Below are 23,021 nucleotides of genomic sequence, written 5' to 3' on the forward strand. Positions count from 1 at the left end.
GATCATGCTAAAGAACTGGACAAACATATTTATTTACCACATCAAGAACAACAAGTTTTTTACAGCTTTGAATGTTTTGGGTTTGAGTATTGGAATCGCAGGATTAATTTTTGCCATTTTGTATTGGAACGAAGAACATTCATACGATCAATGGAATCCCGAAAAAGATAAAATTTATTCGGTAATGAGTAATCTTGGAGGAGGAAATATCTGGGCTGTAACTTCAACAATTCCTGCACCTATTTTAAAATCTACCACTTCTTACTTAGATGAATATTGCTATTTTAGAAACAATTATTCTAAGGGAACGATACAATATCATGGAAAAACAGAGTTAGTTGATAAGATTTTTACAGCGCAAAGTAGTTTCTTTTCTTTTTTCCCATTTGAATTTATTCGTGGGAACGCAAAAAATGCCATTCATGATCGCAATAGTATTGCGTTTTCTGAAGAAACTGCTGCACGTTTATTTAAGGACGAAAATCCGATGGGAAAACAAGTCAGATATGCTGAACGTCTTTTCGTTGTTCGGGGTGTATATCGATTATCAGACAAATCTTCGGTACAGCCGTCTGCAGTTACAACAATAATAGAAGACGATTTAGAAAAATACAGAGAAAGCTGGGGTTTGAGTTACGGATTAATGCTTAAGCTAAAAAAACAAAGTGACACAACCGCAGTTATTAAGCAACTGGATCAAATCTTTCTTGAAAAAAACTACAAAAAACAGGCAAAGAAAGAAGGTTTATCTCTTGAAGACTTTATAAAAAGATATGGTGAACCTCTTAAAGCAGAATTATTACCCCTTAACAGGGCAAGACTGTATCAGGGAAATACTCCATTTCCTGAAGGAAATGCCAATCTGACTTTTTTACGAATATTGATGGCTTTATCTATACTTATTCTGTTATTATCAATTGCCAATTACATTAATCTCGCAACTGCCAATGCTGTAAAACGTGCTAAAGAAGTAGGCATAAGAAAAGTTATTGGTGCCTCAAAATTGCAAATCGTTATTCAATTTGTATTTGAAACCATATTAATTACTCTTTTTTCAGTATTGCTGGCATTGGTAATTGTAGAACTTTCACTGCCTTTTTATAACGCTTTATTAAACAAAAACCTCATTCTTATCGGAAATCAATTCTATCTCCAACTAGTATTGGTTTTCATTCTTGTTGTTTTTGTTTCCGGTGTTATTCCTGCCATCTACATCTCAAATTTTGAAGTGCTGAAAGTTTTAAAAGGAAACTTTTCGAGAAGTAAAAGCGGTGTCTGGCTTCGTAATGGAATGTTGATTTTACAATTTTCTATTGCCACATTTTTTATAATTGGTTCTTTTATTGTATACCAGCAGGTAAATTTTATGACTGAAAAAGATTTAGGGTTTAAAGGAGCACAAGTCATAGATATTTCATTTATGTCTAAAAAAGGAAGAGGACAATTTGAAAGATATAAAGCGATTCAACAAGAACTTCAAAAAATTAATGGTGTTGAAGCTGTTTCTACGGGATCATTCTCTATTGGAAGCAGCGATAATTCTTGGTCTGGCTTACATTACAAAAATCATCAGGAGGTTATAACTCAACAAATGGGTGTTGATTTTGGAATGCTGAATCTTTTGAAGATACAAGTGATAAAAGGACGTGATCTAACAGAAAAAATTTCCTCAGACACAATTTCAAATGTTTTATTAAATGAAACTGCAGCCAAAACATTAATGGAAAAAGATCCCATAAATAAGATAATCAATTGGCAAGATGGAAATTACAAAGTAGTGGGAATTGTAAAAGACTTTAATTATTTTGGGCTTGAAAATAAAATTTCCCCAATGATTTTCTTTCACATTAAATCACAATTATGGACTCAAAATGAGATCCGTACAATCGCTGTTAAAATTTCTCCAAACAAAATATCTAAGACTATTGGTGATATTGGAAAGTTTTGGAAAACAAAGGTAGATGCCGAATATCCTTTTGAGTATAATTTTGTTGATAGAAACTATGCCAGAACGTATAAAAAATATCAGGACCAAAGTCAGTTATTTTCGCTCTTAAACGGAATTGTAATTCTGATTGCTGTTTTTGGATTATTTGCTTTAGCCTCCTTTTCTATGGAAAGAAGATTGAGAGAAATCGCGATCAGAAAAACATTAGGCGCTGAAACCAATATTTTGCTAAAAGATTTATCAAAACAATATGTATTCTTTTGTTTGATAGGTTTTGCAATAGGAATAATTCCTGCTTATTTATTATTAGAAAAATGGCTCGAAAATTTCGCTTTTAGAATTGATATTCCTGTACTTCCATTTTTTGTCGCATTAATTGCGTTGATATTTTTGACCTTAACTATTGTTTTGGCAAAAGCATATCAGGTAACCAAAATTGATGTTTTGAAATATCTGAAATATGAATAAATAAAAAGATAGGTTTCTTTTTATTCTTAACTCCACAACTAAAACTATGATTTTAAATTATATCAACATATTTATTTACCAACTCAAGCACAATAAACTTTTTTCATTTCTCAATATTCTTGGTTTGTCCATAGGAATTGCCGGATTAGTTTTTGCCTTGCTTTATTGGAACGATGAACAAAGTTACAATGCCTGGAATCCTGAAAAAGAGAATGTTTATCAGGTTTTGGTTAAACTAAGCGATATGCCCGCCCTGTCAGATTGTGCCTTATTCCTGAAACCGGCTTTAGACCAAGATCCAAATGTCAAATCTATACTATATGCTGATAGTTGGTATCAAAAGGATAAAATTATTTACAAAGGAAAAAAGGAGTTTGTAGATAAAATTATCAATGTCGAACAAAATTTCTTTTCTTTTTTCCCTTTCAAAATTATTAAGGGCGATGCAATTTCAGCCATAAAAGATGATTCCAGCATTGCTATTTCAGATATTACCGCTAAAAGGATTTTTGGAAATGAAAACCCAATTGGAAAACAAATAAAATGTTTTGATCAGCTGTTTTCTGTAAGGGCCGTGTACCATATTCCAGGAAATTCTTCGATTGCGCCAAATGTCATCATCAATAAAATGAAACAATATACAACTTCCGGGTTGACTGGTCCGTTTCTTTTAAAGTTATTATTAAAAGTAAAAGACCCGTCAAAAGTTGATCTAACAAGGCAGAAACTCGAAAGAATTTACAATCAAGATTTTATTGCTATAATTGCCAAAGAAGCAGGTTTTACAGTCGAAGTTATGACTAAAAAAGTAGGGCATTTTACAGTTATTCTTGAACCTTTATCAAAAGCCAGATTACATTCAATAATAGATGGTTATCCTGAAACACGAGGGAATTATCAGTTTTTAATAATCATGATGGGATTGTCTCTTTTGATTCTCGTTTTGTCGATTGTTAATTACATCAATCTTGCAACTGCTAATGCTGTAAAACGTGCGAAAGAAGTTGGAGTACGTAAAATTTCGGGTGCATCAAAAGGCGATATTGTGAGGCAGTTTCTTTTTGAAACGGTTCTAACCACGACTTTTTCTATTTTACTGGCGCTAGTAATTGTCGAGTTGACTTTACCATATTATAACAACTTTTTAAACAAGAACATTGTACTTCTTGCCAGTCAGTTTTACATACAATTGATATTGATTTTTATCATTACAATTTTGACAGCAGGATTATTTCCGGCCATTTATATATCCAATTTCGAAACTTTTAAAGTTTTGAAAGGAAATTTCGAAAGAAGCAAAAACGGTATCTGGCTGCGCAACGGAATGCTTATTTTTCAGTTTGCCATTGCTGCCTTTTTTATTATTGGTTCAAATATCGTATACCAGCAAATTAAATATTTACAGAATAAAGATCTGGGTTTTAAGGGCGATCAGGTAATTTCGGTTTCTTTAAATTTTCCGTCAGTTGATTACCAAGGAGAAAATGCAGCCCAAAATATTTACAACAAATACGACATCATAAAACAGCAGCTCAGTAAAATTAAAGGCGTCGAACAAGTCTCCACGGGCCTTATTACGTTTGATGGCTCAGACAATTCTTTATCGGGGGTTTTGTACAATGATGAACTTTTTAAACAACGCGTTATCCCTTTAGATTTTGGCATGTTCGAAATGTTGAACATCAAAATAATTAAGGGAAGAAATTTTGATAGAAAACTGGCATCAGACACCATAAATTCTGTGATCATAAACGAAAGCGCATTAAAATTAATGAATCTTAAAGATCCTATTGGCAAGGAACTCGTAATTCGAGAGCATAAATTAAAAATAATTGGTATTGTGCAGGATTTCAACTTACTAAGTCCTGAATTAAAAGTGCCGCCAATAGCTTTTTACAATATCAAAATGTTTGGTATGACACAAAACATGAACAAAGTTTATGCAAAACTAAATCGGGATGATCTGGAAAATACTATTGCCAATATCGAAAAATTCTGGTCGAAAGTCGATACTGAATATCCGTTTAAATATGATTTTGTAGATAAAGAATATGCGAGAACTTATGAAGCTTACACAAAACAAAAAAACTTATTTTCAGTGCTTAATATCGTTGTTATTTTAATTGCTCTTTTTGGATTATTTGCGCTTGCATCTTATTCCATACAAAAACGCATGAAAGAAATTGCAATTAGAAAAACTCTCGGAGCAGAAACAAATACTTTATTAAAAGAATTATCAAAACAATATATCTTGTATTGCATAATAGGATTTTTAATAGCATTGTTTCCCGTGTATTACTTATTAAATAAATGGCTTGAAAATTTTGCTTTCAGAATTGATATAACTCTGCCACCATTTATTTTAGGTTTTGCAACTCTGTTAATTCTAACATTAATAATTGTTCTTTCGAGAGCATACGCAGCAACAAAAACAGATATTTTGAAATATTTAAAATACGAATAGAAAAATATAATACCAGCCTTTTAAATAAATTGTTAATGTTAGTCACGAAAAACTCCTTAATTACTTAAGGAGTTTTTTAGTTTTGATACCTTTCAAAAAATTGATTATAAAACAGATCCTTTCACAATACCTCTTTTTGAATTTCCTATAAAATCTAAGATTAAATCGCATTCAACAGATTGCTCAAATTGATTTTCAATCAGATTTAAAGCAAATGCAATATTTCTTTTCTCTTGAAAAATAATCCGATAAATATTTTTTAACTCTTCAATTTTATCAATTGAAAAACCGTTCCTTTTTAGTCCAACAATATTCAACCCAACGTAAGAAAGTGGTTCTCGAGCTGCCATAATAAAAGGCGGAACATCCTTAACAATTCGACTAATTCCACTTATCATACTATGTCTTCCAATAATCGAAAATTGATGTATTGCAGATAAACCACTAATATTTGCATGATCTTGTACAGTTACTTCGCCAGCCATTCCCACACTAAAGCCAACAATACAGTGATCACCAATAAAACAATCATGACCAATATGTGCGTTTGACATTATTAAATTATGATTGCCAATTACTGTTTTGCCTTTAGATGCCGTTCCTCTATTTATAGTTACAAACTCACGAATGTTATTATAATTCCCTATTTCTAGCAAAGTATATTCTCCGTTAAATTTCAAATCCTGCGGAATTCCCCCCAAAACAGCCCCTGAATGTATTTGACAATTATTACCAATTCTACAACCGTCTAAAATCGTAACATTATTTCCAATCCAGGTATTATCACCAATTACAACATCATTCTCAATTGTTGTAAAACTTCCGATATAAACATTCTTTCCAATATTTGCATTCCGTCCAATTACACTATTTCTCAAATTCACTAACTTTAAAATTAAGAGCAAATATGAAAAAAAATAAAAACCTTTTATTTGACCTAATGTCAATTAATTGAAGCTCTAATTCTGCTTAAAGTTTCCTGACTTACACCAATTAATGATGCAATGTGCTTTAATTTTGCTTTTAAAATAATCTGAGGAAAAAAATCAAGCAAATACGAATACTTTTCATGAGCATTCATTGTTCGAAATAAATGATGAAACTCATTAATTTTAGAAAGATAAACTCTTAATAGTTTAATATGGAATTTAGCGAATAGAGGATATTCTAATAAAATTTGTTCAGCGTCGTATGTTAACGAATATACAGTTGTTTCCTCACATGTTTGAAAACTCTCAAATGAAGGCTTTTGCTCAAAAAAACTACTCATAGAAGTCACAAACTGATTATCTGTATAAATCCACTTCGTTACTTCAATCCCATCTTCCAGACAAAACCTTCTAACAGCACCGGACTTTATAAAATAAACTTTATTGCAGATTTTTCCTTCTTGAATGATCAATTCATTTTTCTTGAGTTTTTCTATAACAAAGTATTTACGGATTGCTTTTTCCGTTTCAAAATCTATTACTTTAAAACTATTAATCACATCAATTAATTCTGTCATACTTCAAATTATTATTCAACCAAATTTATCAATATAATTTAGATCCGAATTTTAAAATACTGATACAAATCGACCAAAAAGCAAAACTGTGAAAAATAACCGATTTAAGGTGTTTTTAAATTACTTAAATGCAGAAGCATTAAAATTAAAAAACAAGACTTAAAAGAATTTAAAAATCGCTAAATAACATAAAAATGTAAATACAGACGAAGTTTGTAATATTTATGGCGTTCCCCTCCGGGTCGGGCTATCCGCTAAATCTTTTGTGATAGCGGTTTTGTAGAAAATAAGAAGTGCAGGTTATCACAAAAGGATATCGCTTCTATCCCTAACGCACTCTGAGGTAATAAGAAATTTATTTTTCAACAGAAAAAAAGAGCAGAATTAAAAAATGTTATAAACCAAAAAATCCTCATCAAGTAAATGATGAGGATTCTTAAAAGAAAGGCGACGACATACTCTCCCACATAACTGCAGTACCATCTGCGCAGGCGGGCTTAACTACTCTGTTCGGGATGGGAAGAGGTGAGCCCCGCCGCAATAACCACCTTAAGGTCGTTAGTTGCTTTAGGCAACTTTTTAATTGTTAATTGTCAATTATAAATTGTTAATTATCAATTAAAGAATATCTTAACATACTGAGATAAAGAAACATAAAAGTATTTAGAAAGTTTCTCCCCGCACCTTGCAGTGCGGGAAAAGGGTGTACATAAGCTTACGGATTATTAGTACTACTCGACTATGACATTACTGCCTTTACATCTATAGCCTATCAACGTGGTCATCTTCCACGATCCTTAAAAGAAATCTCATCTTGTGGTGGGTTTCGCGCTTATATGCTTTCAGCGCTTATCCCTTCCAAACGTAGCTACTCTGCGGTGCCCCTGGCGGGACAACAGATACACTAGAGGTTTGTCCAATTCGGTCCTCTCGTACTAGAATCAGATCCACTCAAATTTCTAACGCCCACAGTAGATAGAGACCGAACTGTCTCACGACGTTCTGAACCCAGCTCGCGTGCCACTTTAATGGGCGAACAGCCCAACCCTTGGGACCTTCTCCAGCCCCAGGATGTGACGAGCCGACATCGAGGTGCCAAACCCCCCCGTCGATATGAGCTCTTGGGGGAGATCAGCCTGTTATCCCCGGCGTACCTTTTATCCTTTGAGCGATGGCCCTTCCATGCGGAACCACCGGATCACTATGCTCTACTTTCGTACCTGATCGACCTGTATGTCTCTCAGTCAAGCTCCCTTATGCCATTGCACTCTACGCACGGTTACCAAGCGTACTGAGGGAACCTTTAGAAGCCTCCGTTACTCTTTTGGAGGCGACCACCCCAGTCAAACTACCCACCAAGCAATGTCCCCCACAATATGGGGTTAGGCCTCAGATAAACAAAGGGTTGTATTTCAACAATGACTCCACAACGCCTGGCGACGCCACTTCACAGTCTCCAACCTATCCTACACATCATTTATCCAAGGTCAATACTAAGCTATAGTAAAGGTGCACAGGGTCTTTTCGTCCCACTGCGGGTAAACGGCATCTTCACCGTTACTACAATTTCACCGAGCTCATGGCTGAGACAGTGTCCAGATCGTTACACCATTCGTGCAGGTCGGAACTTACCCGACAAGGAATTTCGCTACCTTAGGACCGTTATAGTTACGGCCGCCGTTTACTGGGGCTTCAATTCAATGCTTCTCCGAAGATAACATCTCCTCTTAACCTTCCAGCACCGGGCAGGTGTCAGGCCCTATACTTCATCTTACGATTTTGCAGAGCCCTGTGTTTTTGATAAACAGTCGCCTGGACCTCTTCACTGCGGCCAGCTTGCGCTGGCGACCTTTCTCCCGAAGTTACAGGTCTATTTTGCCTAATTCCTTAGCCATGAATCTCTCGAGCACCTTAGGATTCTCTCCTCAACTACCTGTGTCGGTTTACGGTACTGGTACTAATTACCTGAAGTTTAGAGGTTTTTCTTGGAAGCCCTTAGGCGCACTATCTCTTTGTCCGAAGACTCCGAGTACTATCGTATTTCCCCAAGATCTGTGGATTTGCCTGCAGATCTTATAGGTAGGTACTTCAACGAACTATTCCGTCAGTTCGCGGCGCTTTCATCACTCCGTCACCCCATCACAGTAATTAGTAGTACGGGAATATTAACCCGTTAGCCATCGACTGTCCCTTTCGGGTTCGCCTTAGGACCAGACTAACCCACAGCTGATTAGCATAGCTGTGGAAACCTTAGTTTTTCGGTGTGCGGGTTTCTCGCCCGCATTATCGTTACTTATGCCTACATTTTCTTTTCTAACCAGTCCAGCATACCTTACGATACACCTTCAACCCTGTTAGAATGCTCCCCTACCACTTACAGTAAACTGTAAATCCATAGCTTCGGTAATACGCTTATGCCCGATTATTATCCATGCTCGTCCGCTCGACTAGTGAGCTGTTACGCACTCTTTAAATGAATGGCTGCTTCCAAGCCAACATCCTAGCTGTCTGGGCAGACAAACCTCGTTCTTTCAACTTAGCGTATATTTGGGGACCTTAGCTGATGGTCTGGGTTCTTTCCCTCTCGGACTTGGACCTTAGCACCCAAGCCCTCACTGTTATGAAACATTATATAGCATTCGGAGTTTGTCAGGAATTGGTAGGCGGTGAAGCCCCCGCATCCAATCAGTAGCTCTACCTCTATATAACTTTATGCATAACGCTGCACCTAAATGCATTTCGGGGAGTACGAGCTATTTCCGAGTTTGATTGGCCTTTCACCCCTACCCACAGGTCATCCGAAGACTTTTCAACGTCAACCGGTTCGGTCCTCCACTGTGTGTTACCACAGCTTCAACCTGCCCATGGGTAGATCACACGGTTTCGCGTCTAACACTACTGACTAAAGCGCCCTATTCAGACTCGCTTTCGCTACGGATCCGTGGCTTAACCACTTAACCTTGCCAGCAACGTTAACTCGTAGGCTCATTATGCAAAAGGCACGCCGTCACCCCACGAAAGGGCTCCGACCGCTTGTAAGCGTATGGTTTCAGGATCTATTTCACTCCGTTATTCACGGTTCTTTTCACCTTTCCCTCACGGTACTGGTTCACTATCGGTCTCTCAGGAGTATTTAGCCTTAGCGGATGGTCCCGCCAAATTCAGACAGGGTTTCACGTGCCCCGCCCTACTCAGGATCCCACTATCTATTATACTTGTTACCCATACGGGACTATCACCCTCTATGGTGTCACTTTCCAGTAACTTCCGGTTCCTTGTACATAAAATGTCGTGGTCCTACAACCCCAACAATGCCGTAACATCATTGGTTTGGGCTAATCCGCGTTCGCTCGCCACTACTTACGGAATCACTTTTGTTTTCTTCTCCTCCGCCTACTTAGATGTTTCAGTTCAGCGGGTTTGCCCACCTATCGGTGTACTATGTCTTCAACATAGTGGGTTGCCCCATTCAGGTATCTACGGATCAATCGGTGTGTGCCCGTCCCCGTAGCTTTTCGCAGCTTATCACGCCTTTCATCGCCTCTGAGAGCCTAGGCATCCCCCATACGCCCTTATTTTGCTTATTGTACCAATCATAAAATTAATTATGACCGTTTTTTTTTGCTTTTTACAATAAATTGTAAAAAACGCTTTCTACTTTTTATTATTTTCTTATCTCAATATGTCAATGAACTTTTATTTACTATCTTCACAGTAAATCAGTGGAGAATAACGGAGTCGAACCGTTGACCTCCTGCGTGCAAGGCAGGCGCTCTAGCCAGCTGAGCTAATCCCCCTTTTTAATTAAAAATTAAAAATCGTGAATTAAAAATTATGAACTTTTGATCCTAAATCTTTCAACTTCTAAAATTTCCTTTTTCTAAGCATACAGTCTTTTTAATTTATTTGCTTCTTATAATTTACAATTCATAATTTATAATTAACAATTTAAAAAGTAGTCCCGGGCAGACTCGAACTGCCGACCCCTACATTATCAGTGTAGTACTCTAACCAGCTGAGCTACGAGACTCTGTTTTACTTAAAATTTATTATTTGAACTAACAGCAAGAGTAATTGAATCTGGTGATTCAGAACCTTCTAAATAAACATCTTTTTTCCTCAACGTGTGTTTCCACTAACATTTGAGGCTCTAGAAAGGAGGTGTTCCAGCCGCACCTTCCGGTACGGCTACCTTGTTACGACTTAGCCCTAGTTACCAGTTTTACCCTAGGCAGCTCCTTGCGGTCACCGACTTCAGGCACCCCCAGCTTCCATGGCTTGACGGGCGGTGTGTACAAGGCCCGGGAACGTATTCACCGGATCATGGCTGATATCCGATTACTAGCGATTCCAGCTTCACGGAGTCGAGTTGCAGACTCCGATCCGAACTGTGACCGGTTTTATAGATTCGCTCCTGGTCGCCCAGTGGCTGCTCTCTGTACCGGCCATTGTAGCACGTGTGTAGCCCAAGGCGTAAGGGCCGTGATGATTTGACGTCATCCCCACCTTCCTCACAGTTTGCACTGGCAGTCTTGTTAGAGTTCCCGACATGACTCGCTGGCAACTAACAACAGGGGTTGCGCTCGTTATAGGACTTAACCTGACACCTCACGGCACGAGCTGACGACAACCATGCAGCACCTTGTAATTTGTCTTGCGAAAGATCTGTTTCCAAACCGGTCAAACTACATTTAAGCCTTGGTAAGGTTCCTCGCGTATCATCGAATTAAACCACATGCTCCACCGCTTGTGCGGGCCCCCGTCAATTCCTTTGAGTTTCATTCTTGCGAACGTACTCCCCAGGTGGGATACTTATCACTTTCGCTTAGCCACTGAAATTGCTTCCAACAGCTAGTATCCATCGTTTACGGCGTGGACTACCAGGGTATCTAATCCTGTTCGCTACCCACGCTTTCGTCCATCAGCGTCAATCCATTAGTAGTAACCTGCCTTCGCAATTGGTATTCCATGTAATCTCTAAGCATTTCACCGCTACACTACATATTCTAGTTACTTCCTAATAATTCAAGTTTAACAGTATCAATGGCCGTTCCACCGTTGAGCGATGGGCTTTCACCACTGACTTATTAAACCGCCTACGGACCCTTTAAACCCAATGATTCCGGATAACGCTTGGATCCTCCGTATTACCGCGGCTGCTGGCACGGAGTTAGCCGATCCTTATTCTTACGATACCGTCAAGCTGCTTCACGAAGCAGTGTTTCTTCTCGTATAAAAGCAGTTTACAATCCATAGGACCGTCATCCTGCACGCGGCATGGCTGGATCAGGCTTGCGCCCATTGTCCAATATTCCTCACTGCTGCCTCCCGTAGGAGTCTGGTCCGTGTCTCAGTACCAGTGTGGGGGATCTCCCTCTCAGGACCCCTACCCATCGTAGCCTTGGTAAGCCGTTACCTTACCAACTAGCTAATGGGACGCATGCTCATCTTTTACCGTTGTGACTTTAATTATAAAATGATGCCATTTCATAATACTATGAGGTATTAATCCAAATTTCTCTGGGCTATCCCTCTGTAAAAGGTAGATTGCATACGCGTTACGCACCCGTGCGCCGGTCTCTAATTCCGAAGAAATATACCCCTCGACTTGCATGTGTTAAGCCTGCCGCTAGCGTTCATCCTGAGCCAGGATCAAACTCTTCATCGTATATTTTAATATTATATTGCGATGATATCTATCGGTTCTTTTCAAATCTCTCGATTCTATTACTCTTATTCTTTTGTTTTAACATCTCTGTTAAAACGGCTGTCAATTCAATATGTCTACGAACGTGTATTTCTTTTTCTTTTCGCTTGTCTCTCAAAGCGGGTGCAAAAGTAGAAAACTTATTTCTAACTGGCAAATGTTTTTTGAAGTTTTTTTTAAGAAAATTTTCGTCTCTTTTAACTTCTTTATTTACCAATCTTTCAATGAACTTTCCGTGTTTTGCGGGGTGCAAATGTAATATCCCTTTTCGAATCTCACAAGCTTTTTTTAATCTTTTTTGAAAATAAATTTTCAATTTCAATTCCTTTGCTTGTCAGTATTTCGAAGAGCGTCTATCGCTGTTGCGGGTGCAAAATTACACTCTTTATTCACTTCTGCAAGCCTTTTTATTATATAATTTCAATGTTTTTCGAAACTTTTTCTTAACACTCTGATAACACCAACTTTAACTTTTTATCTTTTTTATCGTTTATAAGATTTTACTTATTTGCTTTAAGGTTCTTATAACGCAATCAGCAGTAACAACGCCTTTTTTATTGGCTTCGCAGATTTTTACCCGCTTCTTTGACAACTTTTCAATAGTCCTTAAAAATTGATTTATTGAAATTTTAACTGTTTTATGGTATTCTATCACTAAAACACCCAAATACTATATTGGGTTTAAATCTACAAAGCCATAAAGTTTCATTCCCTACTTATATATAGACAATCTTCTTTTGAAAACTAAAGCCATAGCCCCGATAGCAGCGAAAATCCTTTTGCGCCGGGGTTCGGCACAAAAGATTGAAGTGAATAGCGGGAAATAGCTCCATATTAAAACCAAATTTCAAAACGGTTTCTCAAAACTACCTATATATAATAGTATGATTTTACTCTTATATATAAATACAAAACAAAAAACCCGCAAGTTGAACTTGCGGGTTATATAATATACATTCAAAATTACTCAAATCGAATTGCTTTGACCGGCGAAATCTTTGTTATAATATAGGAAGGAATTAATAATACCAAAAAGCAAACTGTAACCGTTAACACATTTAATAAAACAATGTAAGTCCAATTTAAATAAACTGGCGCCTGGTTGACATAGTAGTTTTCAGGATTAAGGGCAATTACACCAAACTGCTGTTGGATTAACAAAAGCAATATACCTATTAAGTTACCCCAAAACAATCCGCGCATGATTAGATAAAAGGCGTTATACAAAAATATTTTTCGAACTGTCCAATTATTCGCTCCCATTGCTTTTAAAATCCCAATCATTTGTGTGCGTTCTAAAATAAGAACTAACAAAGCTACTACCATATTTATGGTCGCCACTAAAATCATCACAGCTAAAATAACTATTATATTAAAATCGAATAATTGGAGCCAGTCAAAAATGTAACTATACTTCTCAATTATTGTTTTGGTATCTAAGCTTGATGGTGTTTGATCATAAATTTGACTCCCAACTTGCTTAATACTTCCGAAGTCATTTACAAAAACTTCAAATGCACCAACCTGATCAGGACTCCATTTATTGATTCTTTGAATATGACGAATGTCTCCTATTACATATGTAGCGTCAAAATCCTGAAATCCCGAATTAAAAATACCAGCAATTTTGAATCGGCGGATATTTGGTAGTTTTCCTTGTTCTTCTTTTACGAAAAAGGTATTGAAATTATCTCCAACTTTTAAATTCAACCTGTTTGCAAGAAATCTCGAAATTAAAACTTCTTCATTCAGATCTTTTGAGAAATTAGGTAATTTCCCTTCGACAAGATATTCTTTTATATTACTCCAATCGTAATCTTCTCCGACACCTTTGAAAATAATTCCTTCAAAAGCACTTTCGGTTCTGATGATTCCGGCCTTACTTGCGATTGCCTGAATATGTTTTACCTCGGGAACTGATTTGAAATTGGGATAGAAATCCTGTTTTTTGGAAATTGGCACTAAAGTTACTTCCGAATTATTATTGTCATAATTGGAAATAATTACCTGCCCATTGAAAGCAGAAACTTTATCACGTATTTTTTGCTGCAGTCCAATTCCGGTAGCAACTGAAACCAGCATCATAATAATACCAATAGCAATCGCCGAAATAGCAATTTTAATAATAGGCGATGAAATACTGCTTTTATAATCTTTTGCAGTAATTAGTCTTTTGGCTATGAAATATTCTAAATTCAAATTTTCAGTTGTCTTTTGTTAATCATGATAACATTACTCAGTCTTTGGAATCAAAATTACATTTAAAAAAACAAAAATGATTTGCTTCTAAAAACAATTACAAAAACTTTAATCCTTATAAAGGAAGTTTCTTTTTCATTTCTTCTACTATATTATAAGCTGCCGGACAAATAGCAACATTTTTAAGCGTGAGATCTGTTATTTGATGAAATTTTTTTCGGTCTGTATGCGGGAATTCGCGACATGCTTTTGGACGAACATCATAAATCATGCAATAATTCTCATTATCCAGAAAAGTACACGGAACACTTTTTAAAACATAATCCTTGTCTTCATCGATTCGAAGATATTGCTCGATGAATTGTTGCGGCTTTTGTCTGAAAGATTTTGAAATTCTTTCGATATCTGCCAAAGTAAATAATGGCCCGGTTGTTTTGCAACAATTGGCACATTGTAAACAATCCGTTTTTTTAAATTCAGCATCATGCAAATCCTGCATGACATAATCCAAATTCTTAGGTTGTTTCTTTTTCAGCTTATCAAAATACTTTTTGTTTTCGATATGCTTATCTTTGGCTAACTTATTTAAGTTATTTAAAATTTGTTTCAAGTTTAAAATTTAAAGTTGATCTGCAAAATTAAACAACTTTAAACTTGAAACCTTAAACTTTGAACTAAAATACGATGAAAGATCTATTTGGGAAGGCGATGTTCGACTTTCACACCAATAATTCGCCGGAAAACATAATTACAGAAACTTCAATTTCTGAAGAGGATGAAATGAGCGTTGATTATTTGTTTCGTTCTTATAACGAAATGCCAAAACTGGAGCAAAAAGCATTGCAATTGGCCACCGGAAAAACGTTAGATGTTGGTTGCGGAGCCGGAAGTCATAGTTTGTCATTACAAAATGATCGTAATTTAGATGTAACTGCAATCGATATTTCTGAAAAAGCAATCGAAACATGCAAACTCCGTGGTGTAAAAAATACGAAAGTTCAAAATATACTTGACTTTGAAGGAGAAAAATTTGATACCATTATCTTATTGATGAATGGAACTGGAATTTTTGGTAAACTAGAAAATTGCAATAAATATTTAACCAAGCTAAAATCCCTTTTAAATCCGGGAGGACAAATTTTACTGGACAGCTCTGACATCATCTATATGTTTGACGAAGATGAAGACGGCGGAAAATGGATTCCGTCTAATAATGATTATTATGGGGAACTTGTTTTTAATATTTCTTATAAAGGCGAAAAAGAAGAACCTTTTGATTGGCTTTATTTAGACTATAATACATTGCAAAATGCTGCAATCGCAAACGGACTTAAATGCGAACTTATTTTAGAAGGCGAACATTATGATTATTTAGCCAAACTTTCTATTTAAAATTAAACATTGAAATCATGGAAGAATTAGATTTAGAAAAATTAAAATATCCTATAGGGAAATTTCAAGCTCCGCAAGAGTATTCTCCTGAATATATTGCTGATAAAATTGCAGAAATCGAGTCTTTTCCAGAAAAATTAAAAAAAGAAACGATTCATTTAACTGATGAGCAACTTGACACACCATATCGTCCCGGCGGATGGACTGTTCGACAAGTGATTCATCATTGTGCAGAAAGTCATATGAATTGTTATATAAGACTAAAATGGGCTTTGACCGAAAATAATCCAGTGATAAAAGCGTATGATGAAGTATTGTGGTCTGAATTAAATGATAATTTAAATATGCCAATTCAACCCACTTTAACATTATTAGAAGGTCTACATTTTAGACTTGGCTACATAATGAAAAATTTATCAGAATCGGATTTAGAAAAATCATTTATTCATCCCGAAAACAATTCGGAATATCGAATAAAACAAATCATTGGAAGTTATGCCTGGCACGGAAATCATCATCTGGCACATATTACGACTTTAAAAAAATATAAAAACTGGAAATAAACATAAATTGTTCCTTTTTTATACAGTGTATAATCTTTACCTAAATAAAAAATCTCTTCAATTGAAGAGATTTTTTTATAGTCCTTAAGGAATATTTAAATATTTATGTGTTTGAAGCGAAACTCTCCACTTTGGATTATTCATTACATAATCAACAATCAGCGGCGTCATCTCTTCTTTTTTACTCCATTCCGGCTGAAGGAATAAAATTGCTTTATCATTTACAAGTTCTGCTTGTTCTTCTGCAAAAATAAAATCGTGTTTATTGTAAATTATCACTTTCAACTCATGCGCATTATCATAAACTGTTTGAGTTGGTAATTTATTTTTTTTAGGAGAAAGACAAATCCAATCCCAAGTTCCGGTTAACGGATAAGCTCCTGAGGTTTCTATATGAACTTTTAAATTTTTATTCTTTAATTGTTGCGTTAAGAATGTCATATCCCAAGTTAATGGTTCTCCACCTGTAATTACAACAGTATCTGCCGCACTTGAAGCATTTTTTACAATTAAATCAACACTTGTTGGCGGATGTAATTCAGCATTCCAACTTTCCTTCACATCACACCAGTGACAACCAACATCACAACCTCCAATTCGTATAAAGTACGCAGCAGTTCCTGTATGAAAACCTTCTCCCTGAATCGTGTAAAACTCTTCCATCAAAGGTAACATCGCTCCTTTATTAACCTCTAATTGTATTTCTTTTGATAACATTATTTTATTTTAAAGTGCAAAGATAGTCAATTAAATACGGAACAAAAAAAACCGATAGCTCAGAGCTATCGGTTTTTTTTATAATTAAAAAGTCTTTAACTATTTTAAAGCTTTTATAGATTGTGTTGCGTAAGCATTAGTCGGATCTAAAACTAAAGTTTTGTTGAAATACTCAACAGCTTTAGCTTTGTCTGTATTAGCATAACTTGCTGCAATACTATTGTAAGATTCTACGATTTTTTTAACAGTTGCAGGTTTTGCAAGTTCTTCAGCTCCTTTAGCAGATGTTCTATTGATATACTCTTGGTAGTTTTTAATGATTAAATCATCTTTCTCTAACAAGTTATTGATTCTTCCTTTGTATAAATAAGCTTCATCGTATGTTGGTGAAGCAACTAAAACTCTGTCGAATGCAGCATCAGCTTTCGCTAAAGCAGCAGCATCAATAGCAGTTTTCTCTTTATTTGCATTTGCATAGTAAAGTGAAATACCGTAGTATACATTATCATTTAGATAATTTTTAGATTCTGTATTATTTGCACTTAACTCATATAAAGCCGCAGCTTGATTGTATTGTTTTTTAGTAAACAATTCTTTTCCAAAATCTCCAAGATCTTCAACAGCTAAAGGTTCCATAGCAACCGCTTTTTTAATATCAGCTAAACCAGCATCAAAAGCAGCAGCATCAACTACACCGTCAGCAGCAGTTCCTTTTTTAATTTTAGCAAATCCTAAATAAAGATAATCTTTAGCAATTACTTTATTTGTTGGAACTTTTACGTAATCTTCTAATGATTTAATAGCAATATCAACGTTTCCGTTTTCATAAGCCGAATATCCTAAATATCTAAAAATTCTAGGATTAACTTTATCCAACTCAATCATTTTGTTAGCTTCAGCTTCAAGAGCTTTGTAGTCTTTTACCAAAATCAAGAAATCTGCGTGACGCATTCTTGAATCAATAGAACGATCAGTAAGACTTAAATATTTCTCATAGTTAGAGATTGCTTTTTGATAGTTTACTTGTTGAGTAGATGGTTTATTTCTAGCCCATTTGTAATATGTTTCAGCTAATTCTCTGTAAACTGGTCCGTAATTTGCGTCTATAGCGATAACTTCATTAAATGCTTTAATAGCTTCTTCATAAGATTTTGCACCTTTTAAAAGAACACCTAATTGCATTTTTGCTCTCAAAAGTGTTGGATCTGCAGTAAATGCATCACGATAAGATTTGTAAGCATCATTTTGATTGTTTGCTCCATGATAAGCATCTCCAATAGCCAAAAGTGCAGTAGCATTTTGAGGCTCAATTAACAAAGCTCTTTTCAAAACAGCGACAGCATTTGTGTAATCAGGATTTGTAGAATTCATGTAAGCTCTACCAATGTAAATAAACTCATTTACATCTTTACGCTTCATATCTTTTGCCGCCAAATCAAAATTAGCTTTAGCTGCAGCTGCATTTTTAGCATCAAGATCTAATTGTCCTAATCCAATATAATTTAAGTTTTTCTTATCAGCAGCTTCCAATCCATTTAAGTAATAAATTTTAGCTGAATCAACAATAGCTTGATTCAAGTAAATATTACCTAAAACAAAATTAGCTTCTCCATCAGAAGGTTTTGCTTTGATGATTGATTTTAATAATGACTTTGCTTTATCAAATTGCTCAGCATCGATTGCTTTCTTAGCTTGGTTGATATCTTGCGCTTTTGCTACAGAAGCTGAAGCAACTAAGGCAAGACTAAAAATTTTAAATTTATTCATCTTTATTGTAATTAATTTATTCTTTTTCGTTTTCGTTTATAATTTGACTTCTAATCTTAAGTTTTCTACCTGGTGTTCTAACTGGCATTAATCCAGATTTCAAAATAATTCGTTGACCAATATCTCCGGCAATGAATGAAGCAAACCCCATTCCTAAACCTGAATAACCCTGACAATTGATAATAAACAAATCACGTGCCAAAGGATATTTTCCCAATATAAGATCACTTTGGCTAGGATCATAATACTTATCATCTTTTAAGCCTTTAACACTTAAAATATTTATTTTTTTTATCGGCTCTATCATACTTGGAGAAGGCTGTGATAACCAATTCACACCTACTATCCCAATCATGCCATCATTCTCAGAAACGAATTTAATAACTTCATCGTTAGTTTTAAAAGAAAAAACACCTGTTGCAGGAATATTTTTAACTTTAGCTAATTCTTTCATATAACGCACAGTACTTGAATTTGGATTATCAAATACCAAACCTTTAATTCTCGGATCAGCTTTACCCTGCATAAAATCAATTACACTTTTCAACGCAATTAATGTATCATTATTGCTCTTGTTTGAAATTAAAGCAATCGCATCAGTTGCAAACTTAGTTACTCTAGGATTTATCTTGCTTTTTTCAAATCTGGCTTTTTCTTCTGTTGTTAAATCTCTTGTTGTTACAGCTACTTTTGCTTTCTGATTTAACAAGTCATTTATAAGTTCTGCTTCTGACTTAGGTGTTACCGAAATATGAGCTCCATAATAAGTTCCTTCAAAAACAGCAATTTGATCATCTACAATTGGTTTTACAGTTTCATCAACTGTAATATCCATTTTTCCTTTTAAGATCGTTTCTTTATCAGAATCATTCTTGCTTTTTTGGTTACACATGGCAAACAAAAAGACAAAAACAACCAAACCAAAAACTTTACTATATTTTAACATAATTACTCTGTGTTTGAATTAATTAATCTCAAAAAGCGTATTGCTGAATAAACGATTAGCAAACCACCAAAAGCATATCTGTATTTTGGTTCCATATCCAATGGGAGCTTTTCCCAAAACATAATCATTAAACCCAGCACAAGATATATTAAAAAAAACAGTATTCCTAAAACAAGAAGAAATCGCTCTTTGAGCGATTTCTTCTGAATATTATTAAGCATATCTTTTAACATTATTCTGCAGATTGAATAGTAATAGGAAGAGAGTAAAGAACCCTAACTTTTTTACCATTTTGCTCGCCGGGAGTCCATTTTGGACATTTTTTAAGAACACGAATTGCTTCTGCTCCTGTACCGTAACCGATATCCCTTAAAACTTTAATGTCGGTTAATGAACCGTCTTTTTCAACTACAAACGTAACGTAAACTTTACCTTTTAAACCTTCTTCTTCCGGAGTCTTGTAATTGTTTCCTACGAATTTGTAGAATTTCTCAATTCCTCCAGGGAAGTCTGGTTTTACTTCGATACCAGCTGTGTTATATACTTGGTTATCTTCTTCTACTACTGCAGCAGTTCCAGTACCTACTGGCTCATCAACAGTTAAAACTGCATCCGGATCTCCTTTGATAGTTTCAGAACCAACTTTTTTGTCTTTAAGCTCCTCAATTTTCGGAGGATCTTCAGTAACCTCTTCAGCCTTAGCAACCACTGGTTTTGTAAACTTCACCTGATCCACTTTTGGCGGTGGTGGTGGTGGTGGCGGTTGGTTAGGTTTCACTTCCTCTTTTTTAGGAGGTAGTTTTACTGTAGCGATCTTAACATTGTTATTCACATCATCTTCACTAGAATCTGGTAAAAAGCTTGCAATAAGAGGAGCTGCTACAGCAAAGCTAAAAATGATCGAACCAATAATAAGAGCTCTAACAGTAGTCTTATTATTCGATTTTCTTAACTCATATGCACCATATATCTTATTACGTCCTTCGAATACGATATCAAGCCACTGATTTTTTATAATATCTAATTTCATTTTTCTTGATTATTAGGATGTTAAAACAAGACAACTCTTATTTTTTCTCTATCAATTTATTTTCCTCTGGCGTAAACTCAGGAACAATAGCATAAGTTTCTACTCCAGTAATAGCCATCTCATCCAAGATATCAACCAAATTACGATAATTCGATTTTTTAGTTGGTTTGATAATAACTATGATCCCATTTTTAGGTTTCCCTTTCGCAGCAGAATATTCTAAAACTGATTTTTTTCTTTTAAGTAGTTCTCTACGAATACCATCTTTACCATATGTAATATCTTTAGGTCCAGCAATAGGAGTCGCTAATAATCCCATATAATAAGTCAGTTTATTATTTTCTCCTAATATTACAGTCATCGTACGATTTTCATCTACTTTAGTATCTACTGTCTTAGTCGAATCCGGATCTTTATCCGGCAATGACAAATCCATCGATTGAGGTTTTGACAACGATGTGGTTAACATAAAGAATGTGATCAATAAGAATGCCAAATCCACCATAGCCGTTAAATCGACTTTCGAATTTTGCTTTTTACTTCTTACTTTGCCACCTTTTCCGCCACCACCGTCGCCGGTATTTAATTCAGCCATTTTAGTGTATCTTTTTTAATTAAAAGTCTTTTCCTCTCGTACCTGTAACTAAGTTAAAGGAATTGATTTTCTGATCTTGTAAAATATCCATAATCTTTTTGATTTGTGGATATTGTTCTTTAGCATCTCCTTTAATTGCAATTTGCAATTCTTTATCATCAATGTCAATTGCAGCTCTTCTTGAAACTAACAACCATTCTTTTAATTGATTATCTAAAGAATCGATTGGAATTCCACTTTGATCCGCTTTAACTCTGTCAGACGCTTTCATAGCAATGATGCTTTTCAATTCTCCTACAGGAACACCGAAGTCATCCATTAAAGCAAATTTAGTTTTATCATCTTCTGAAAAAGTCACGCCAAATTTTGCACCCATTCCTTCAAGAGTTCTTTTACGAATCTCTCTTCCTTTGATGTCAAAAAACACTTTGCTTTTCCCGTCTTTGTCTTTTCCTACTGTGATAATTGCCAAATCTGTATCAGGCAATTTAAACTCAGCAACAGAAGCAGGCATATCTACAGGAAGTGCTTCAGGCACCTTAGCAGTAGCGGTCAAAATAAAGAACGTAAGCAAAAGGAACGCAACATCACACATGGCAGTCATATCTGTCGATGTTGACTTTTTTTTCATTTTTATTTTAGCCATTCTCTTTTATTTTTATTTTGATATAATTAATTGTAATTATTAATATCAAAAATTAATTATTGTTTCAAACTTCCTCTGAATCTTCTGTAAGTATTCACGATTGTAGTACCAGCCTCATCGATAGAGTAAGTTAAATCATCAATCTTAGCAGTAAAGAAGTTGTAAGAAACGATAGCTAAGATAGAAGTAGAGATACCTGTTGCAGTGTTGATAAGTGCCTCAGAGATACCTGTTGCAAGAGCAGCTTGGTCAGGAGTTCCAGCAGAAGCTAACGCACCAAACGCTTTAATCATACCTGATACAGTTCCTAATAATCCTCCTAAAGTTCCTAATGATACTAAAGTAGAGATAATAGTCATATTTTTTTCTAACATTGGCATTTCTAATGAAGTTGCCTCTTCGATTTCTTTGTGGATTACTTCTGAAGCTTCTTCACTGTTGAAACCTTCTTTTTTAACATCTTGATATTTAATCAAAGCAGATTTAATTGCGTTTGCAACTGAACCTTGTTGTTTGTCACATGAAGCGATAGCAGCCTCGATGTTTCCTTCTTTAATACTTCCTTGTACATTTTTCATGAATGCATCTAAGTTAGATTTACCAGCAGCTTTACCGATAACGATAAATCTTTCAATAGAAAAAACAACAACCATTAAAAACATACCTAATAATACTGGTACGATGAAACCTCCTTTATATACTTGACCTAATGTATTGATCGGATGACCAGTTTCTGGATTACCTCCCTCGAAGTTAGACGCATCTCCCATGATTACTTTCCAAATAAACACCCCAACTAAAATACACGCAACAATAATGATTCCAGTAATCATTCCTCCTCCATTTGAAGTGCTTTCTTTTTTAACTTTAACGTTTGCCATTTTTTTTAATTTTAATAGTTTTAAATAATTTTATTTTTTAGTTATATTTAACTTGTAGAGGAGCAAATTTATACGTTTAGTTTAAATAAAAAAACTTTTTTTAATTTAATTGAACGAAATTTAACGTCAATTTAAAAAATATCTCATTAAATTGCTCACTTCATTTTTTAGATAAGACAAAAAAAAGGACG

General features: G+C 35.3%; 16 protein-coding genes, 2 tRNA genes and 3 rRNA genes. 4 read left to right on the plus strand and 17 right to left on the minus strand.

Annotated features, from left to right (window positions below; genetic code table 11):
* Positions 1-4 precede the first annotated feature (4 nt).
* Together CLU81_RS09850 and CLU81_RS09855 are read left to right on the plus strand one after the other, a co-directional pair.
* Positions 5-2,416 carry an FtsX-like permease family protein gene (locus CLU81_RS09850; protein ID WP_099709636.1) on the plus strand — a complete coding sequence of 804 codons (2,412 nt, stop codon included), beginning with the start codon at positions 5-7 and terminating at the stop codon, positions 2,414-2,416.
* 46 nt (positions 2,417-2,462) lie between these two features.
* Positions 2,463-4,880 (plus strand): ABC transporter permease, encoded by a 2,418-nt coding sequence (locus CLU81_RS09855; RefSeq protein WP_099709637.1) that lies wholly within the window; start codon positions 2,463-2,465, stop codon positions 4,878-4,880.
* Positions 4,881-4,984: 104 nt separating this feature from the next.
* Here CLU81_RS09855 and lpxA read toward each other — a convergent pair whose 3' ends face one another.
* The 9 genes from lpxA to CLU81_RS09905 form a co-directional block, all read right to left on the minus strand.
* Positions 4,985-5,764 (minus strand): acyl-ACP--UDP-N-acetylglucosamine O-acyltransferase, encoded by a 780-nt coding sequence (gene lpxA, locus CLU81_RS09860; RefSeq protein WP_369804790.1) that lies wholly within the window; start codon positions 5,762-5,764, stop codon positions 4,985-4,987.
* A 59-nt stretch (positions 5,765-5,823) separates the two neighbouring features.
* Positions 5,824-6,387, minus strand: a complete 564-nt coding sequence (locus CLU81_RS09865; protein ID WP_099709638.1) for a Crp/Fnr family transcriptional regulator — start codon at positions 6,385-6,387, stop codon at positions 5,824-5,826.
* A 442-nt stretch (positions 6,388-6,829) separates the two neighbouring features.
* Positions 6,830-6,939, minus strand: a 5S ribosomal RNA gene (rrf, locus tag CLU81_RS09870).
* Between the two features lie 153 nt (positions 6,940-7,092).
* Positions 7,093-9,974 (minus strand): 23S ribosomal RNA (locus tag CLU81_RS09875).
* A 136-nt stretch (positions 9,975-10,110) separates the two neighbouring features.
* Positions 10,111-10,184, minus strand: a tRNA-Ala gene (locus CLU81_RS09880).
* A gap of 159 nt (positions 10,185-10,343) precedes the next feature.
* A tRNA-Ile gene (locus CLU81_RS09885) sits at positions 10,344-10,417 on the minus strand.
* A gap of 124 nt (positions 10,418-10,541) precedes the next feature.
* A 16S ribosomal RNA gene (locus tag CLU81_RS09890) occupies positions 10,542-12,055 on the minus strand.
* The 16S, 23S and 5S rRNA genes sit together here with 2 tRNA genes alongside, the layout of an rRNA operon.
* A 1,002-nt stretch (positions 12,056-13,057) precedes the next feature.
* Positions 13,058-14,293 carry an ABC transporter permease gene (locus CLU81_RS09900; protein WP_099709640.1) on the minus strand — a complete coding sequence of 412 codons (1,236 nt, stop codon included), beginning with the start codon at positions 14,291-14,293 and terminating at the stop codon, positions 13,058-13,060.
* 115 nt (positions 14,294-14,408) lie between these two features.
* Complete coding sequence (locus CLU81_RS09905; protein ID WP_099709641.1) at positions 14,409-14,903, minus strand: YkgJ family cysteine cluster protein; 495 nt, start codon at positions 14,901-14,903, stop codon at positions 14,409-14,411.
* Between the two features lie 74 nt (positions 14,904-14,977).
* Here CLU81_RS09905 and CLU81_RS09910 point away from each other — a divergent pair, with 74 nt between their 5' ends.
* Both CLU81_RS09910 and CLU81_RS09915 read left to right on the plus strand, forming a co-directional pair.
* Positions 14,978-15,685: a bifunctional 2-polyprenyl-6-hydroxyphenol methylase/3-demethylubiquinol 3-O-methyltransferase UbiG gene (locus tag CLU81_RS09910; RefSeq protein WP_099709642.1), complete on the plus strand. Its 708-nt coding sequence runs from the start codon at positions 14,978-14,980 to the stop codon at positions 15,683-15,685.
* Between the two features lie 17 nt (positions 15,686-15,702).
* Positions 15,703-16,248, plus strand: a complete 546-nt coding sequence (locus CLU81_RS09915) for a YfiT family bacillithiol transferase (protein WP_099709643.1) — start codon at positions 15,703-15,705, stop codon at positions 16,246-16,248.
* A gap of 84 nt (positions 16,249-16,332) precedes the next feature.
* Here CLU81_RS09915 and CLU81_RS09920 read toward each other — a convergent pair whose 3' ends face one another.
* From CLU81_RS09920 to CLU81_RS09955, 8 genes are all read right to left on the minus strand, one after another.
* On the minus strand, positions 16,333-16,965 hold the full coding sequence (locus tag CLU81_RS09920) for a 7-carboxy-7-deazaguanine synthase QueE (RefSeq protein WP_099709644.1): 633 nt from the start codon (positions 16,963-16,965) through the stop codon (positions 16,333-16,335).
* Positions 16,966-17,064: 99 nt separating this feature from the next.
* Positions 17,065-18,732, minus strand: a complete 1,668-nt coding sequence (locus CLU81_RS09925; protein ID WP_099709645.1) for a tetratricopeptide repeat protein — start codon at positions 18,730-18,732, stop codon at positions 17,065-17,067.
* Positions 18,733-18,748: 16 nt separating this feature from the next.
* Positions 18,749-19,678 carry a PstS family phosphate ABC transporter substrate-binding protein gene (locus tag CLU81_RS09930; RefSeq protein ID WP_099709646.1) on the minus strand — a complete coding sequence of 310 codons (930 nt, stop codon included), beginning with the start codon at positions 19,676-19,678 and terminating at the stop codon, positions 18,749-18,751.
* 2 nt (positions 19,679-19,680) lie between these two features.
* Positions 19,681-19,911: a hypothetical protein gene (locus CLU81_RS27100; protein ID WP_057122313.1), complete on the minus strand. Its 231-nt coding sequence runs from the start codon at positions 19,909-19,911 to the stop codon at positions 19,681-19,683.
* On the minus strand, positions 19,911-20,708 hold the full coding sequence (locus CLU81_RS09940) for an energy transducer TonB (RefSeq protein ID WP_099709647.1): 798 nt from the start codon (positions 20,706-20,708) through the stop codon (positions 19,911-19,913). The genes CLU81_RS27100 and CLU81_RS09940 overlap by 1 nt, the downstream gene beginning before the upstream one ends.
* A 37-nt stretch (positions 20,709-20,745) precedes the next feature.
* Positions 20,746-21,303 carry a biopolymer transporter ExbD gene (locus CLU81_RS09945; RefSeq protein ID WP_099709648.1) on the minus strand — a complete coding sequence of 186 codons (558 nt, stop codon included), beginning with the start codon at positions 21,301-21,303 and terminating at the stop codon, positions 20,746-20,748.
* 19 nt (positions 21,304-21,322) lie between these two features.
* A complete protein-coding gene (locus CLU81_RS09950; protein WP_099709649.1) occupies positions 21,323-21,949 on the minus strand; it encodes a biopolymer transporter ExbD in 627 nt (208 codons plus the stop codon).
* 56 nt (positions 21,950-22,005) lie between these two features.
* Positions 22,006-22,830, minus strand: a complete 825-nt coding sequence (locus CLU81_RS09955; RefSeq protein WP_099709650.1) for a MotA/TolQ/ExbB proton channel family protein — start codon at positions 22,828-22,830, stop codon at positions 22,006-22,008.
* Positions 22,831-23,021 lie beyond the last annotated feature (191 nt).

It is taken from the genome of Flavobacterium sp. 9, from assembly GCF_002754195.1.
In the GTDB taxonomy this organism is placed as follows: domain Bacteria; phylum Bacteroidota; class Bacteroidia; order Flavobacteriales; family Flavobacteriaceae; genus Flavobacterium.